The organism is Pantoea sp. EA-12, from assembly GCF_030053355.1.
In the GTDB taxonomy this organism is placed as follows: domain Bacteria; phylum Pseudomonadota; class Gammaproteobacteria; order Enterobacterales; family Enterobacteriaceae; genus Pantoea; species Pantoea vagans_C.
This window is the reverse complement of record NZ_JASGBY010000021.1, coordinates 22,333-36,650: the sequence shown is the minus strand read 5'-3', so window position 1 is coordinate 36,650 and position 14,318 is coordinate 22,333. Positions and strand designations below refer to the sequence as shown.

Sequence of the window (14,318 nt, the reverse complement as noted above, 5' to 3'; positions counted from 1 at the left end):
TACCGAACTAATCACTCTTCTGCAAATTCACCTGCCAGATCGCAAAGCCAATCTCATCACTGCCCACCGCCTTCATCGGGTAATCAGCGTACTTCTCGATAAACTGCGTGGCTTTTTTGCCTGGTGCGGTTTCAAAGCGGATATCCAGCGGCGTGTCACTGTGAATAGGCGCTAAACGCCAGTTATGATCGGCCTGCGGTTTCACTTCACCATGCGCTTTTGTTTCGCTACTGATATAAGCCGCAACCACGGATCGGTTCTCATCAGGTGAAGCGAATGCGACGTACTTATCACCGGTTCCGGCAAACTTACCGCCATAAGCCCGATAGTTGTTGGTGGCTACGAGGAAAGTGGCATTCGGATCGATTGGCTTGCCCTGCCATGTCAGATCCTTGATGCGTGAAGCCTGTTTATTGATCAACGTGCATTCCCCGTCATAGCGCGCCGGTTGCGTCACATCGATTTGATAATCCACGCCATCAATCACATCAAAGTTGTAGGTGCGAAAATCCCAGTTAATCAGCGACTGCGGCTTGCTGCTGTGCGGGTCAATCTGATTAAACTGCGCGGCTGAACACTCCAGCCACTCTCTCACCTGCGCACCGCTGACTTTCATCACCACCAGGGTGTTGGGGTAGAGATAAAGGTCGGCGGCATTACGGAAGGTGAGTTCACCTTTCTCCACCTCGGTATAGCTGGCCGGATCGTTCTTGCGCCCGCCGGCTTTAAACGGAGCAGCAGCAGACAGCACCGGTAGGCGGCCTAAATCGGGATCGCCCTGAATAAAGTGCTCAACATAGGCACGCTGCGCATTGTTCACGATCTGCACCGTGGGGTCGTCTTGCACCAGCGACAGATAGCTGTACATCACGTCGGCGGATTTCCCGATGGGCTTAGCCACAAATTCACGCGTGGCACGGTGATCTTGTTCCAGTACCTTCACGAGGTCGGCATCTTCCGCCGCCAGTGACCTCTTCGCGACCTGATCGTAAATCGGACGCGCTTCCGCTTTACCCTGCGTGACCTGCCACTTGCCACCCTCGTTATTCAGCACCAAATCGACCACTCCGAGATGATCGCCCCACATGCCGGGCATCACTGAAGGAATACCGTTGAGGGTGCCCTGTGCAATATCAGCGCCTTTAATGGCGGCGAACTCTTTGCTGGGGAACACCGCATGCGCATGACCAAACATAATGGCGTTGATACCCGGCACCTGGCTGAGGTAGTAGACCGAATTTTCGGCCATGGCGTGATAGGGTTCACTGCTTAAACCTGAATGCGGAATGGCGATGATTATTTCAGCACCTTTTGCGCGCATTTCCGGCACATGGCGCTTCGCTGTTTCCGTGATGTCATCAACACGGACTTTTCCCTGCAGATTGTTACGATCCCACACCATAATCTGCGGCGGAACGAAGCCGATATAGCCAATTTTTAATCGATGTACCTGACCGCTGCGGTCTGTGACCTGCGTTTCCTTGATTAAATAGGGTGTAAACAGCGGTTTTCCGCTCTTTTCATCGATAATGTTGGCGTTAACGTAAGGAAAACGTGCACCGGCAATCGCTTTTTGTAGATAGGGCAATCCATAGTTAAATTCGTGATTACCCAGATTGCCCACCGCGTAGTCCAGCTTGTTCATTGCTTTATAAACGGGGTGGACATCGCCTTTTTTCAGCCCCCTGGCGGCCATGTAATCACCCAGCGGGCTGCCTTGAATGATGTCACCGTTATCGACCAGCACGCTGTTTTTCGCTTCTGCCCGAGCCTGTTGGATCAAAGTCGCGGTGCGCACCAGGCCGAACTTCTCGGTCGGGGTGTCTTTGTAGTAGTCGAAATCCATCATATTACTGTGCAAATCGGTGGTTTCCAGAATGCGCAGATCCACTGTAGCGGCGTGCACCGTGGCCGCTGTAACACACAGCGCCAGTAACGACATGCTCGCTTTGAACATGGCTTGCTCCTTGTTTTATGAATAGGCCTCTCAAAATAATGTAAAACAATGACGAATTATCATTTCAATTTGTGATGTAACCCGGACTTTTGCACAGTTTCCGCCGTGCGGCTCAGCCATAAACCTATTCAGCATCGCGCCATAGCCGCGGTCAGTGAACTATGGTATTGATAATCATATAGATTGCCGTAGCCGGCAGTGCAGCCGCCGAGGGTTGAAGCACAACTGCTAAACTGTGTAGAGGTGGGCTGTAAATGTCTGACAGGCAGAATCAGCGGATAAGAGGTGGAAAATGTTAGATAAAATTTGCCAGCTGGCGCGTGAAGCGGGCGATGCGATTATGCAGGTTTACGATGGTGCACAGCCGATGGATGTCACACGCAAATCGGATGATTCCCCGGTTACCGCCGCCGATCTCGCGGCACATAAAGTGATTATTGATGGGCTTGCCCGGCTGTCACCCGAGATCCCGGTGCTGTCAGAAGAAGATCCGCCAGTCTGGGCGGAACGTCAGCACTGGCAAAAATATTGGTTGGTCGATCCGCTGGATGGAACCAAAGAGTTCATAAAGCGTAATGGTGAATTTACCGTCAACATTGCCCTGATCGACAACGGCAAGCCGGTGCTGGGCGTGGTCTACGCGCCGGCTCTGGGCGTCATGTACTTCGCTGCGGAAGGTAAAGCCTGGAAAGAAGAGGGCGGTCATAAAACGCAGATTCAGGTGCGTGAAGCGCGTCCATTACTGGTGGTGGTGAGCCGTTCGCACTTTGATAAAGATGAAGAACTGAAAGAGTATCTGACGCAGTTGGGCGAGCATCAAACCACGGCGATCGGTTCATCGCTGAAGTTTTGCCTGGTGGCTGAAGGTAAAGCCCAGCTTTATCCACGCTTTGGGCCGACTAACATCTGGGATACCGGCGCGGGCCACGCGGTGGCGATTGCTGCTGGCGCACACGTGCATGACTGGCAGGGTAAAACGCTGGACTATGCACCGCGTGAATCTTTCCTGAACCCGGGTTTCCGCGTTTCGCTGTTTTAATGGTTCGTAGCGGCGCAATTTATTGCGCGATAAATCGCGCCGCTTGTATCTTGAAAGTGTTGCTGGTTAGCTACCAGTAACACGAAACGGAGGAAGCTTTTCGCGCCGCTTAAGACTTGGATCTTGCTTCGTAGCTTTAAGCCCTCCGTTTCTCCTTTCACGCCAGCAACTACTCTGAACGGTAACCAGAAGCTCTGACTTCGCATGTACAAGGCTAGATGGCGTGATGGTTCAAGTGAAAGGGAGACAGCGAATGATTTATCTTGGTATTGATGTCAGTAAACAAAAGCTCGACCTCTGCCTGCTATCAGGTAATGGTAAAAAGAAATCAAAGTCCCTTAAAAATCAGCCTGATGTAGAACTGGAAATCAACGACTGGCTGCTCAAACAGAAGTGCCCACCAGAACAGGTAATGGCCGTGATGGAGGCCACCAGCATCTACCATGAGAATGTTGCTTACGGGCTGACTGAAAATACTCCCGTCACGGTCTGTATTGCGAATCCGCAGCGTGTGCGCGAGTTTGCCCGCGGACTGGGCATCCTGACCAAGAATGACAGCATTGATGCTTATGTTCTGGCCCGATATGGGGAGCTGAAGCAGCCTGATGTCTGGGTACCTCCATCGCCAGAGGTCCGCAAGCTTAAGGAGTTAGTGCGCCTGCGAGACTCCCTTCAGGTTGATGTTCAGCGTGCTAAAAACAGGCTGGAAAAAGGACAGTCAACCCGAACCTCACCGGAGGTTATCGCATCGCTGTACCGGACACAGTGTGCACTGGAAATCGAGCTGGAGCGGGTTGAGAAGCTCATCTCTGATCATACAGACAAGAACGATGGGCTGAAGAAAGATCTGGAGCTGCTGGAGTCGATAAAAGGAATAGGAAACGTGGTGGGGACCACCATGCTTGCCGTGCTGCGCGGTAACACGTTCAAGAGTGCGGCTCAGTTAGCGGCCTGGCTGGGAGTGGTGCCGATAGAAAAAATATCCGGCAGCTCAGTGAGAGGGCTTGCGCGAATGTCCAAAACGGGCCCGGCCGACGTAAGAGCAAAACTGTATATGGCGGCAGTAGTCGCCGCGAGATGGAATGGACCAGTGAAGTCACTGTATGAACGACTGATAGCGAAAGGTGAACCGGCAAAAGTTGCGCTGGGAGCGGTAATGCGCAAACTGGTGCATCTGTGCTTCGGCGTACTTAAAACTGGCGAGCCGTGGGATGAAAATTACGTAGCTACCGCTTGACGTGCAAGACGGTAGCTACAAAATCGTGCTGGATTCTATTGTTGCAATAACTCACGGATCAGCATCATCGCCTGTTGCACTTCATCCTGCGTCAACGCGCCCTCTTTGGCGTAACGCACATGGCCGGTTTTATCCAAAATCACAATGGCAGAGCCGCCTTTCTCCAACTGCCACACTTTACGCACGTTGCCATTGCTGTCGACGATAAACTGCGACCACGGATATTGCTGCTTATTGCTCTCGATGCTACTGCGCACAAACATACCGGTGCCGGGAATGGCATCGTCGGTATTGACGATGGTGGTGGTCTGATAGCGATCGTGCGGAAATTTCGCGGCTTTGATCCCTTCAATCAACGCGGCGTTTTGCTCTTTAGCCGACGAGCGCCCGGCAATATGTAAGATGACTCGCACTTTTCCACTCATCTGCGCGCTATTCCACGGCTGATAGCTAAACTTATCTTGTTGATAAAGCAGCTCACCTCTGTCACTCACGCCAACCGGCGGGACGCGGTCGCCCAGCTTCAACGCGTGGGCTGAGACGAGCCCCGGTAACAACAGTGCCAGTGCTATTAAAGAATGTGCCAAACGCATGTTGATGCTCCTTAGTGATCCGACCAGTTATTCATGTTTTTGCAATATTAGGCGTGGATGATGCGCCTGTCGCGATGAGTTAACAGCTTTGCAACCCATGCCACAATTCCTTAATGAGTGAAGGTTTATACTGTGTTTTGTGAACGGCATAACAGAGTGTTCTGTAATGATGTGTCAATTCAGTAAAAAATTCACTTTTTCGGAACATACGTAACGCAGGGTGTTCTATAGTTATGCCTCATTTGCGCTTCATGGGCTCGTACCGAATTTGGCAACGGCGAAGCGTATTCCATCTGTTCAGGAGTTAGACAGCATGAAAATCTTCCAGCGCTATAATCCGCTGCAAATTGCGAAATATGTAAAAACGCTATTTAAAGGAAGGTTGTACATCAAGGATGTTGGCGCGTTTGAGTTTGATAAAGGCAAAGTGATGTTGCCACGCGTCAAAGATAAGCAGCATCTCAGCGTGATGTCAGAAATCAATCGCCAGGTGTTGCGACTGCAAGCTGAGTACAACTAAGCAACAAAAAGAAAGGGCGCCATGAAGTCAGGCGCCCTGTAGCGGCGCGATTTATCGCGCCTTGTTTTTTTCAGCTCATCACCCTACGGTGACTCAAGCTCATCCGTCGCACTCTTAGTGACATTAAGCACTGGCGGTCGGTCGTCAATACGCGTAACCAGCAACTGGTCGATGCGGTAACTGTCGATATCCACCACTTCAAACTTATAGCCTGAGAACTTCACGAAATCGGTGCGTTTCGGGATTTTACGCAGCATATACATCATAAAGCCGCCGATGGTTTCATAGTTACCGGACTGCGGGAAATCATCAATATCCAGCACGCGCATCACGTCATCAATTGGTGTGCCGCCTTCGACCAGCCATGAATTTTCATCACGCGCGACAATCTGCTCTTCCTGACCCTGGCCCACCAAATCGCCCATTAAGGTGGTCATCACATCGTTCAGGGTGATGATACCCACCACCAACGCGTATTCGTTCATGATCACCGCGAAGTCTTCACCGGCGGTTTTAAAACTTTCCAGCGCTTCAGAGAGAGTTAGCGTATCCGGCACAATCAACGCGGAGCGGATCTGCACGCCGCTGCTGAGCGTCATACTCTGGTTACCCAGCACACGCAGCAGCAGCTCTTTGGAATCCACATAACCGACGATGTGATCGATGTCGCCGTCACACACCAGGAATTTAGAGTGCGGATGTTCAGCGATTTTGGTTTTCAGGCTGTTTTCATCTTCGTGCAGATCAAACCAGACGATATTCTCGCGGGATGTCATAGATGAGGGCACGGTGCGCGATTCCAGCTCAAACACGTTCTCGATCAGCTCGTGCTCCTGCTTACGTAACACGCCTGCCAGCGCGCCCGCTTCCACCACCGCATAGATATCATCCGAGGTGATGTCGTCTTTGCGCACCATTGGCAATTTGAAGATGCGGAAGAACACGTTCGCCAGACCGTTAAACAGCCACACCAGCGGACGCATGATCAGCAAGCAGAAGCGCATAGGATTGATGATGCGTAATGCCACCGCTTCCGGCGCAATCATCCCCACGCGTTTAGGTGTTAAATCTGCGAACAGGATGAACAGGCTGGTGACAACGGTGAACGAGCAGATGAAGCTCAACTGATCGGCCAGTTCGGGTGACATGAAACGGCTAAACAGGCTGCTGAAGGCGGGTGAGAACGCGGCATCACCGACAATACCGCCGAGGATCGCCACCGCGTTCAGGCCAATCTGCACCACGGTGAAGAACATGCCAGGTTGTTCCTGCATTTTCAGCACGCGCTGGGCATTAATGTTGCCTTCATCGGCCAGTAGTTTAAGTTTGATTTTACGGGCAGCCGCCAGCGAAATCTCTGAAAGAGAAAAGAATGAGCTGATCACAATCAGTAAAAGAATGACAAGTAAGCTATCGAGCATAAAAGATCCGTTGGGTTAATCACTTGTCATTTTTGGCCTGGGCAGCGCGGGCGTACATCCAGTACTCACCCGTGATACAGGGCTATCCGTGCCAAAAATGTCTGCGCCATTTCGACAAGGAACGTTAGCGTCGGGGCAGAAAGGAAAGCAGGTCATGCCTGCTGGGTGCTGATTATAGCAGCAGCGCTTATCATGCCGCCAGAGGCGCGCATCGAAGGCCAGGATTAATCCGAGTGCGCCGCTGTCAGGCACAGAACTGCGGCTTCGTTGTTGTATCGGCCCCGCCATTTACCGACAATAGGAAATGATTTGGCTTAGTGACCATTTTTCCTCAGCTATGCGCCGAAAAGAGCGGCTATGCTGATGGGTAAGCGAGTGGTGGTGATAGCCTCCTATGAGCATTAACGCCCCTGCGGAATTAGGGGCAGGCATTATTAACAGGAGTAAACGTGCCACGATTGCATATTTATTGTCTGGCCAGCCTGTTGCTTGCTGCGCCTGCCGTTGAGGCAGCGAAAGTGCGCTTGCAGCTTGAAGGCTTAACCGGGGATTTACAGAAGAACGTCAGGGCGCGCTTGTCCACCATTGGTACGGACGAGGTGTCGAGCGACGGGCGTTTCCAGGCGCGTGTTTCGCAGGCGATCAAAGAAGGTTTGCGTGCGCTGGGTTACTACGAACCCGAGATCGATTTTGAGTCCCGTCCTGCTCCGCCGCAGGGTGGCCGACCGGTATTGATTGCCCATGTGAAACCGGGTGAACCGGTGAAGATCGGCGGCAGCCACATCGTGGTCGAAGGCGCAGCTAAAAATGATGATGATTACAAAGCCTGGGTGAAACAGGGCACGCCGAAAGTCGGCACCCAACTGAATCACGGTGAATACGATAAATTTAAAAACGGCTTCTCCAGCCTGGCACTGCGTAATGGTTACTTCGACGGTGACTTTAAGCAAAGCCAGCTTGGCGTTTCGGTCGAAAGACGCGAAGCTTTCTGGGACATCGATTACGACAGCGGTCCACGCTACCGTTTTGGCGATGTCAGCTTCCAGGGCTCGCAAATCAACGAAGCCTATCTGCGTAATCTGGTGCCGTTTAAAAAAGGCGATCCCTATAGCTCGCGTGATTTAGCAGAGCTGAACCGTCGTTTATCCGCCACGGGCTGGTTTAACTCGGTGGTGGTGGCCCCGGAATTTGATAAAGGCCGCCAGACCAAAGTGCTGCCGCTCAATGCGGCCGTCTCGCCGCGCGTGGAAAACACCATTGAAGCCGGTGTGGGCTATTCCACCGACGTCGGGCCACGTTTGAAAGGCACCTGGAAAAAGCCGTGGATCAACAGCAGTGGCCACAGCCTGACCGCCAGCTCCTATATTTCTGCTCCCGAACAGCAGTTGGACCTCAGCTATAAAGTGCCGCTGTTAAAAAGCCCGCTGGAACAGTATTACACCTTCTCTGGCGGCCTGAAGCGCACCGATCTCAACGATACCAAAGCCGATACCACCACGCTGGGCGTCTCCCGCAACTGGGACAGCAGCTCCGGCTGGCAGCGCGCGGTTAACCTGAAATGGAGTCTTGACCACTTTACCCAAGGTAGCGTCACCAACACCACGATGCTGCTCTATCCGGGCGTGAGTTTGAGCCGCACGCGTTCGCGCGGTGGCTTGATGCCCACCTGGGGCGACTCGCAGCGTTACTCGGTAGATGTCTCTGATACCACCTGGGGTTCGGATGTCGACTTCCTGATCCTGCAGGCGCAAAACGTCTGGATCCGCATGCTGGGCGAGAAAAACCGCTTTGTGGTACGTGGCAATCTCGGCTGGATCGAAACCAACGACTTCGACAAAGTCCCGCCGGATCTGCGCTTCTTCGCTGGTGGCGATCGCAGTATTCGCGGCTACAAATACAAAGACGTCTCGCCGCGTGACAGCGACGGCAAATTGACCGGGGCCTCCAAAATGGCCACCGGCTCGCTGGAGTATCAATACAACGTGACCGGCAAATGGTGGGGCGCGGTGTTCGTCGATTCCGGTGAAGCGGTGAACGACATCAAACAGAGTGATTTCAAGACTGGCGCAGGTGTGGGTGTACGCTGGGCTTCTCCTGTGGGGCCGATCAAATTTGATATCGCACGTCCAATTGGCGATGACAAGGAACACGGTTTGCAATTCTATGTAGGACTGGGGCCTGAACTATGAAGCTGTGGAAAAAGGTCCTGATTGGATTCGGTATTTTTCTGGTGGTGCTGTTTGGCAGCGTGGCGTTTCTGATTGGCACTACGCCGGGATTGCATCTGTTGCTCAAAGGCGCCGATCGCTGGGTGCCGGGTTTATCGATCAACAAAGTCGAAGGCGGCTGGCGTGATCTCACGCTGAGCGGCGTAAAATATGAAATGCCCGGCGTGAGTGTCGACGCGGGGCGCTTCCACCTGGCGCTGAATCTCAATTGCCTGCTGCACTCCTCAGTCTGTGTCAACGACATCGGCTTGCAGGACGTCAGCGTGGTGGTCGATAGCAAGAAAATGCCCCCGGCCGCTGCTCCGCCTCCGCAAGAAGAGAGCGGCAGCACCAACCTGAGTACGCCGTATCCGATCACCCTGAGCAAAGTTGGCCTGCATAACATCAACGTCAAAGTGGATGATACGGCGATCTCGCTGCTGGATTTCACCACCGGTCTTAACTGGCAGGGACGTGCGCTGACGTTAACGCCGACGCATATTCAAAGCCTGCTGATTGCGCTGCCGAAAGCGGCGAAAGTGGTCGATGAGCAAGTGGTGCAGCCAAAAGTGCAGCAGCCGCAGCCAGATGAAAAGCCGTTGGGTGAAACTCTGCAGGAGATGTTCGCCAAACCGCTGTTGCCAGAGTTACCGGATTTCCAACTGCCGTTGGATATCACCGTGCAAGAGTTGCTCGGCGAGCAGTTACGCCTGACCGGTGACACTGATGTCACCATCACGCGTCTGTTGCTGAAAGCCAAAACCGCCGATCGCCATCTGCAACTGGAAACCTTTGACGTCGATTCACCGCAAGGGCAGGTCAACGCCAGCGGTGACGCGCAGCTGGCCGATAACTGGCCGGTGAACTTCACCCTCAATGGTTCACTGAATCTCGACCCTATCAAGGGTGAAAAGATCAAAATGAACCTCAGCGGTGCGATGCGTGAAGAACTCAAGCTGGGGCTGAATCTTTCCGGCCCGGTGCAGGCACAGCTGGATGCCGCTGCACAACCGGCGGTCGCCGGATTACCGCTGTCACTCAAACTCACCAGTCCGCAACTGCGCTGGCCGTTGACCGGCCCGGTGCAGTATCAGGCCGATAACCTCGATTATCAGTTCAAAGGCAAAGCCACTGACTATGTGATGTCGCTGCGCACTGCCGTGAAAGGGGAAGGCGTGCCGCCTGCCACTCTGGCGCTGGACGGTAAAGGCAATGTGCAGCAGTTCAATCTTGATAAGCTGCGTATTGCGGCGCTGCAGGGCAACGTGGATTTGACGGCGCTGGTGGACTGGAGCAAAGCCATTAGCTGGCGCAGTGAACTGACGCTGTCGGGTATCAACACTGCCAAACAGTATCCAGACTGGCCCGCCAAGCTCGACGGCAAAATTGCTACGCGTGGCAGCCTGTATGGCGGCAGTTGGCAGCTCAGCGTGCCGCAGCTGGAGCTGAAGGGCAACGTGAAGCAGAACCTTGTCAGCGCGAAAGGTTCGCTCACTGGCAACAGCTACAACCAGTGGAAAATCCCTGGCATCAACATTGCGCTGGGCCGCAACCATCTGGATGTGAAGGGGGAGCTGGGCGATGCACTCAATCTGGATGCCAACATTGATGCGCCGCAGCTGGACAACGCGCTGCCAGGTCTCGGCGGGGTGGCGAAAGGCACAGTGAAAGCACGCGGAACGCTGAAGGCGCCGCAATTACTGGCGGACCTGACGGCAACCGGCTTACGCTGGCAGCAGTTGCATATTCAACGCGTGGCGCTGCAAGGCGACGTGAAATCCAGCGAGCAGATTGCCGGTAAGCTGCAACTGCGCGTCGAGCAACTGCAACAGGATGCGCTGAAGATCAACCTGCTGACGCTGAATGCTGACGGCAATGAGAAACAGCATCAGCTGAAGCTAAACGTACAAGGTGAACCGGTCTCCGGCCAGCTGGCACTGAACGGCAGCTTTGATCGTCAAACTCAACGCTGGCAGGGCAATCTCAACAACACCCACTTTGACACGCCGGTGGGTGAATGGCGTCTGACGCGCGCCATGGCGATCGATTATCTCAACAGCAAGCAGACTGCGACTATCGGGCCTCACTGCTGGCAGAACCCGAATGCACAAGTCTGCGTACCAGAACCGATTGAAGCAGGGCCAAGCGGTCACGCCCATGTGGTACTCAATCGCTTCGATTTGGCGATGATCAAACCCTTCCTCACCGATGCCACCAAGCTCAACGGCGTATTCAGCGGTGATGCGCGGGTGAACTGGACCGCTGATGGCGCACTGCCTACTGGCACCGTATCGCTCAAAGGCAACGGGGTGAAAGTGGAGCAGGATGTGCAGGGCAACACGCTGCCGATTGCTTTCGATACGCTCAACCTCAATGCGGCGATGCGTAATGGACGCGCACAACTCGACTGGCTGATCCACATCGTCAACAACGGTCAGTTGAGCGGTAACGTGCAAATTGCCGATCCGCAAAGCCGTCGACTGCTGTCAGGTAACGTGGGCATCAGCAATCTGTCACTGGCGATGTTCAACCCGGCGTTGATGCAGGGTGAGAAGATCAAAGGCAATCTCAACAGCAATCTGCGTCTGGGCGGTTCGTTACAACAGCCGCAAGTGTTTGGCCAGTTGGGGTTGAGCGATGTGAATGTGCAGGCCAGCTTTATGCCGGTTTCGCTCACCTCCGCCAACCTGAATATGGTGTTCAACGGCATGAGCTCCACGCTCAACGGCCTGTTGCAAACCACGCAGGGCAACCTGAACCTGGGCGGTAATGCCGACTGGAGCCAACTGGATAACTGGCGTGCCCGTGTGACAGCCCAGGGCAGCCGTATCCGCGTGACGGTGCCGCCGATGGTACGTATGGATGTATCACCGGATCTGGTATTCGAGGCCACGCCAGCCGCGTTTAATCTTGATGGCAAGGTTGATATTCCTTGGGCGCGTATCACGGTGCAGGAGGTGCCAGAGAGCGCCACCGGTGTCTCATCCGATGAGGTGATGCTGGATAAAGATCTGAAACCGATTCAGCCGAAGACGGCGGCGATTCCGATCAACAGCAACCTGGTGGTCCACGTTGGCAACGATGTGCGCCTCTCTGCTTTTGGTCTGAAAGCCAAACTGAACGGCGATCTTAAACTGGTACAGGATAAAAACGGCCTGGGCCTGAACGGGCAAATCAATATTCCGGATGGCCGTTTCCACGCCTATGGTCAGGATTTGATTGTGCGCAAAGGGGAGCTGCAGTTTGCCGGACCACCGGATCAGCCGTATGTGAATCTGGAGGCGATACGTAATCCAGAGGCAACCGAAGATGATGTCACGGCCGGTATCCGTGTCACTGGCTTAGCGGATGAACCGAAAGTGGAGGTGTTCTCTGACCCGGCAATGTCGCAACAGGAAGCGCTTTCTTACCTGTTACGCGGCCAGGGACTGAGCAGCGACGGTGACAGCAATGCATTAACTTCAGCACTTGTAGGGTTAGGGGTTGCACAAAGTGGTCAGGTTATGGGTAAAATCGGCGAGACATTCGGCGTGAGTAACCTTGCCCTCGATACCACCGGCGTGGGCGACAGCCAGCAGGTGCAGGTGAGTGGTTATGTACTGCCGGGTCTACAAGTAAAATACGGTGTCGGCATATTTGATTCACTGGCGACTTTAACCTTGCGTTATCGCCTGATGCCCAAACTCTATTTAGAAGCCGTGTCGGGTCTCGATCAGGCACTGGATTTGCTCTATCAGTTTGAGTTTTAGCAATGCGAATAATTGTCTACGGCAGTTTACGGCGCAAACAGGGAAACAGTCATTGGATGACGAATGCGCAATGGCTCGGAGACCATCAGATTGAAGGGTTCGATCTCTACAATCTGGGTCATTATCCGGGCGTGGTTGAGGGTGCAGGCAAGGTCTGTTGCGAGGTTTATCGCATCGATGCCAGCACGCTCGGCGAACTTGATGCCTTGCGCACCAAGAATGGCGAATACAAACGCCAACTTATCCAGACGCCTTACGGCACTGCCTGGCTGTATGTGTATCAGCGTTCGATAGCTGGTCGCACCCGCATCGCGAGTGGTGACTGGCTAAAACGCGACGAGGATACCGAGGCATAAATAAAAACACCGTCCAATGGACGGTGTTTTTTTAACATCCGGTCGTGGCATGTGCACCCTACGTTGTAGGGTGCGCATTCATGCGCACCAGGACTCGATTATTTCTTCTGAGCGCGCTCGAAAGAAGAGATGATTTCAGCTTTGGCCGCTTCTGCGTTGTCCCAGCCGTCAACCTTCACCCATTTGCCTTTTTCCAGGTCTTTGTAGTGCTCGAAGAAGTGGGTGATCTGCGCTTTCAGCAGCTCTGGCAGGTCGTTCACATCTTTGATGTGATCGTATTCTTTGCTCAGTTTGGTGTGCGGAACCGCAACCAGTTTGGCATCTTCACCAGACTCGTCGGTCATTTTCAGCACGCCAACTGGACGGCAGCGAATCACAGAACCCGGCACCAGCGGGTACGGGGTTGGCACCAGCACGTCAACCGGATCACCATCCAGAGACAGGGTGTGGTTGATGTAACCGTAGTTGCACGGATAGAACATGGCGGTAGACATGAAACGGTCTACAAACAGGGCGCCAGACTCTTTGTCCACTTCATATTTGATCGGATCGGCATTCGCTGGGATCTCGATAACGACATAGATATCTTCTGGCAGTTCTTTACCTGCAGGCACCTGGTTCAAACTCATCTGGCTTTCCTTCATTGGTCGTATGTTGAGTGACGGCTATTATAGCCAACTGACTCTGAAAGTATGCCCCCTTTTTGGCGTTTCGGAATGCTCCAACGGCCTACTTAGCGGTGACAAACAGCGAGACAATCCCCGCAGCAATCAGTGGTCCGACCGGGACACCACGGAAAAACGCCACGCCAATTACCGTGCCGATCAACAATCCACCAATCACCGATGGCTGCACACTCATAAAACTGACGCCACGACCACCCAGCCAGGCAACAAACACCCCGACAATAATCGCCACAATCGATTGCCAGTTAGCAAAGGACTTTAGCAGTGACGAAGCCGGCAAGGTGCCGCTGGCCAGCGGTGCCATTACCGCCACGGTCAGAATAATGATACCGATCTGAATCCCCTGTTTTTCCACATACGGAAAGAACTGCGACAGCGGCGTGAGTTTGATGGCGAGTAAGATCAGAATCGAGATAGTGACAGCGCTGTTGTGCACGAAATAGCTGAGAACGGCGAGGCAAACCAGAATGATGGTAGAGGCATAAGCAGCCATGATTTCTCCCTGTAGATGGATAGGTGCGCGGATCAGTGCCCGCGCTGACGTTTTTTAACG

General features: G+C 53.6%; 11 protein-coding genes. 6 read left to right on the top strand and 5 right to left on the bottom strand.

Annotated features, from left to right (window positions below):
* Nucleotides 1–7: 7 nt before the first annotated feature.
* Nucleotides 8–1,957, bottom strand: coding sequence for a bifunctional 2',3'-cyclic-nucleotide 2'-phosphodiesterase/3'-nucleotidase (locus tag QMZ30_RS23180; protein ID WP_283229051.1), 1,950 nt, complete (start codon nucleotides 1,955–1,957; stop codon nucleotides 8–10).
* A 292-nt stretch (nucleotides 1,958–2,249) separates the two neighbouring features.
* Here QMZ30_RS23180 and cysQ point away from each other — a divergent pair, with 292 nt between their 5' ends.
* A complete protein-coding gene (gene cysQ, locus QMZ30_RS23175; RefSeq protein ID WP_039331431.1) occupies nucleotides 2,250–2,996 on the top strand; it encodes a 3'(2'),5'-bisphosphate nucleotidase CysQ in 747 nt (248 codons plus the stop codon).
* A 253-nt stretch (nucleotides 2,997–3,249) separates the two neighbouring features.
* The gene (locus tag QMZ30_RS23170) at nucleotides 3,250–4,233 is read left to right on the top strand and encodes an IS110 family RNA-guided transposase (protein WP_283229050.1); all 984 of its coding nucleotides are present in this window, start codon (nucleotides 3,250–3,252) and stop codon (nucleotides 4,231–4,233) included.
* A 35-nt stretch (nucleotides 4,234–4,268) separates the two neighbouring features.
* Here QMZ30_RS23170 and QMZ30_RS23165 read toward each other — a convergent pair whose 3' ends face one another.
* On the bottom strand, nucleotides 4,269–4,826 hold the full coding sequence (locus QMZ30_RS23165; RefSeq protein WP_283229049.1) for a YtfJ family protein: 558 nt from the start codon (nucleotides 4,824–4,826) through the stop codon (nucleotides 4,269–4,271).
* Between the two features lie 313 nt (nucleotides 4,827–5,139).
* On the opposite strand from QMZ30_RS23165, the gene QMZ30_RS23160 reads away from it, so the two are divergent.
* Nucleotides 5,140–5,346, top strand: coding sequence for a DUF1107 domain-containing protein (locus tag QMZ30_RS23160; RefSeq protein ID WP_031280153.1), 207 nt, complete (start codon nucleotides 5,140–5,142; stop codon nucleotides 5,344–5,346).
* A gap of 83 nt (nucleotides 5,347–5,429) precedes the next feature.
* On the opposite strand, the gene paeA is transcribed toward QMZ30_RS23160, so the two are convergent.
* Nucleotides 5,430–6,767, bottom strand: coding sequence for a polyamine export protein PaeA (gene paeA, locus QMZ30_RS23155; protein WP_039331425.1), 1,338 nt, complete (start codon nucleotides 6,765–6,767; stop codon nucleotides 5,430–5,432).
* Between the two features lie 449 nt (nucleotides 6,768–7,216).
* On the opposite strand from paeA, the gene tamA reads away from it, so the two are divergent.
* From tamA to QMZ30_RS23140, 3 genes are read left to right on the top strand one after another with little or no spacing between them, the layout of a single operon-like run.
* Nucleotides 7,217–8,956 (top strand): autotransporter assembly complex protein TamA, encoded by a 1,740-nt coding sequence (gene tamA, locus QMZ30_RS23150; RefSeq protein WP_038644462.1) that lies wholly within the window; start codon nucleotides 7,217–7,219, stop codon nucleotides 8,954–8,956.
* Nucleotides 8,953–12,723 carry an autotransporter assembly complex protein TamB gene (gene tamB, locus QMZ30_RS23145; RefSeq protein WP_283229048.1) on the top strand — a complete coding sequence of 1,257 codons (3,771 nt, stop codon included), beginning with the start codon at nucleotides 8,953–8,955 and terminating at the stop codon, nucleotides 12,721–12,723. The genes tamA and tamB overlap by 4 nt, the downstream gene beginning before the upstream one ends.
* A 2-nt stretch (nucleotides 12,724–12,725) precedes the next feature.
* Nucleotides 12,726–13,079, top strand: coding sequence for a gamma-glutamylcyclotransferase family protein (locus QMZ30_RS23140; RefSeq protein ID WP_283229047.1), 354 nt, complete (start codon nucleotides 12,726–12,728; stop codon nucleotides 13,077–13,079).
* Between the two features lie 98 nt (nucleotides 13,080–13,177).
* On the opposite strand, the gene ppa is transcribed toward QMZ30_RS23140, so the two are convergent.
* Together ppa and QMZ30_RS23130 are read right to left on the bottom strand one after the other, a co-directional pair.
* Nucleotides 13,178–13,708, bottom strand: coding sequence for an inorganic diphosphatase (gene ppa, locus QMZ30_RS23135; protein WP_039331418.1), 531 nt, complete (start codon nucleotides 13,706–13,708; stop codon nucleotides 13,178–13,180).
* Nucleotides 13,709–13,808: 100 nt separating this feature from the next.
* On the bottom strand, nucleotides 13,809–14,258 hold the full coding sequence (locus QMZ30_RS23130) for a DUF441 domain-containing protein (protein WP_038644476.1): 450 nt from the start codon (nucleotides 14,256–14,258) through the stop codon (nucleotides 13,809–13,811).
* Between the last annotated feature and the right edge of the window lie 60 nt (nucleotides 14,259–14,318).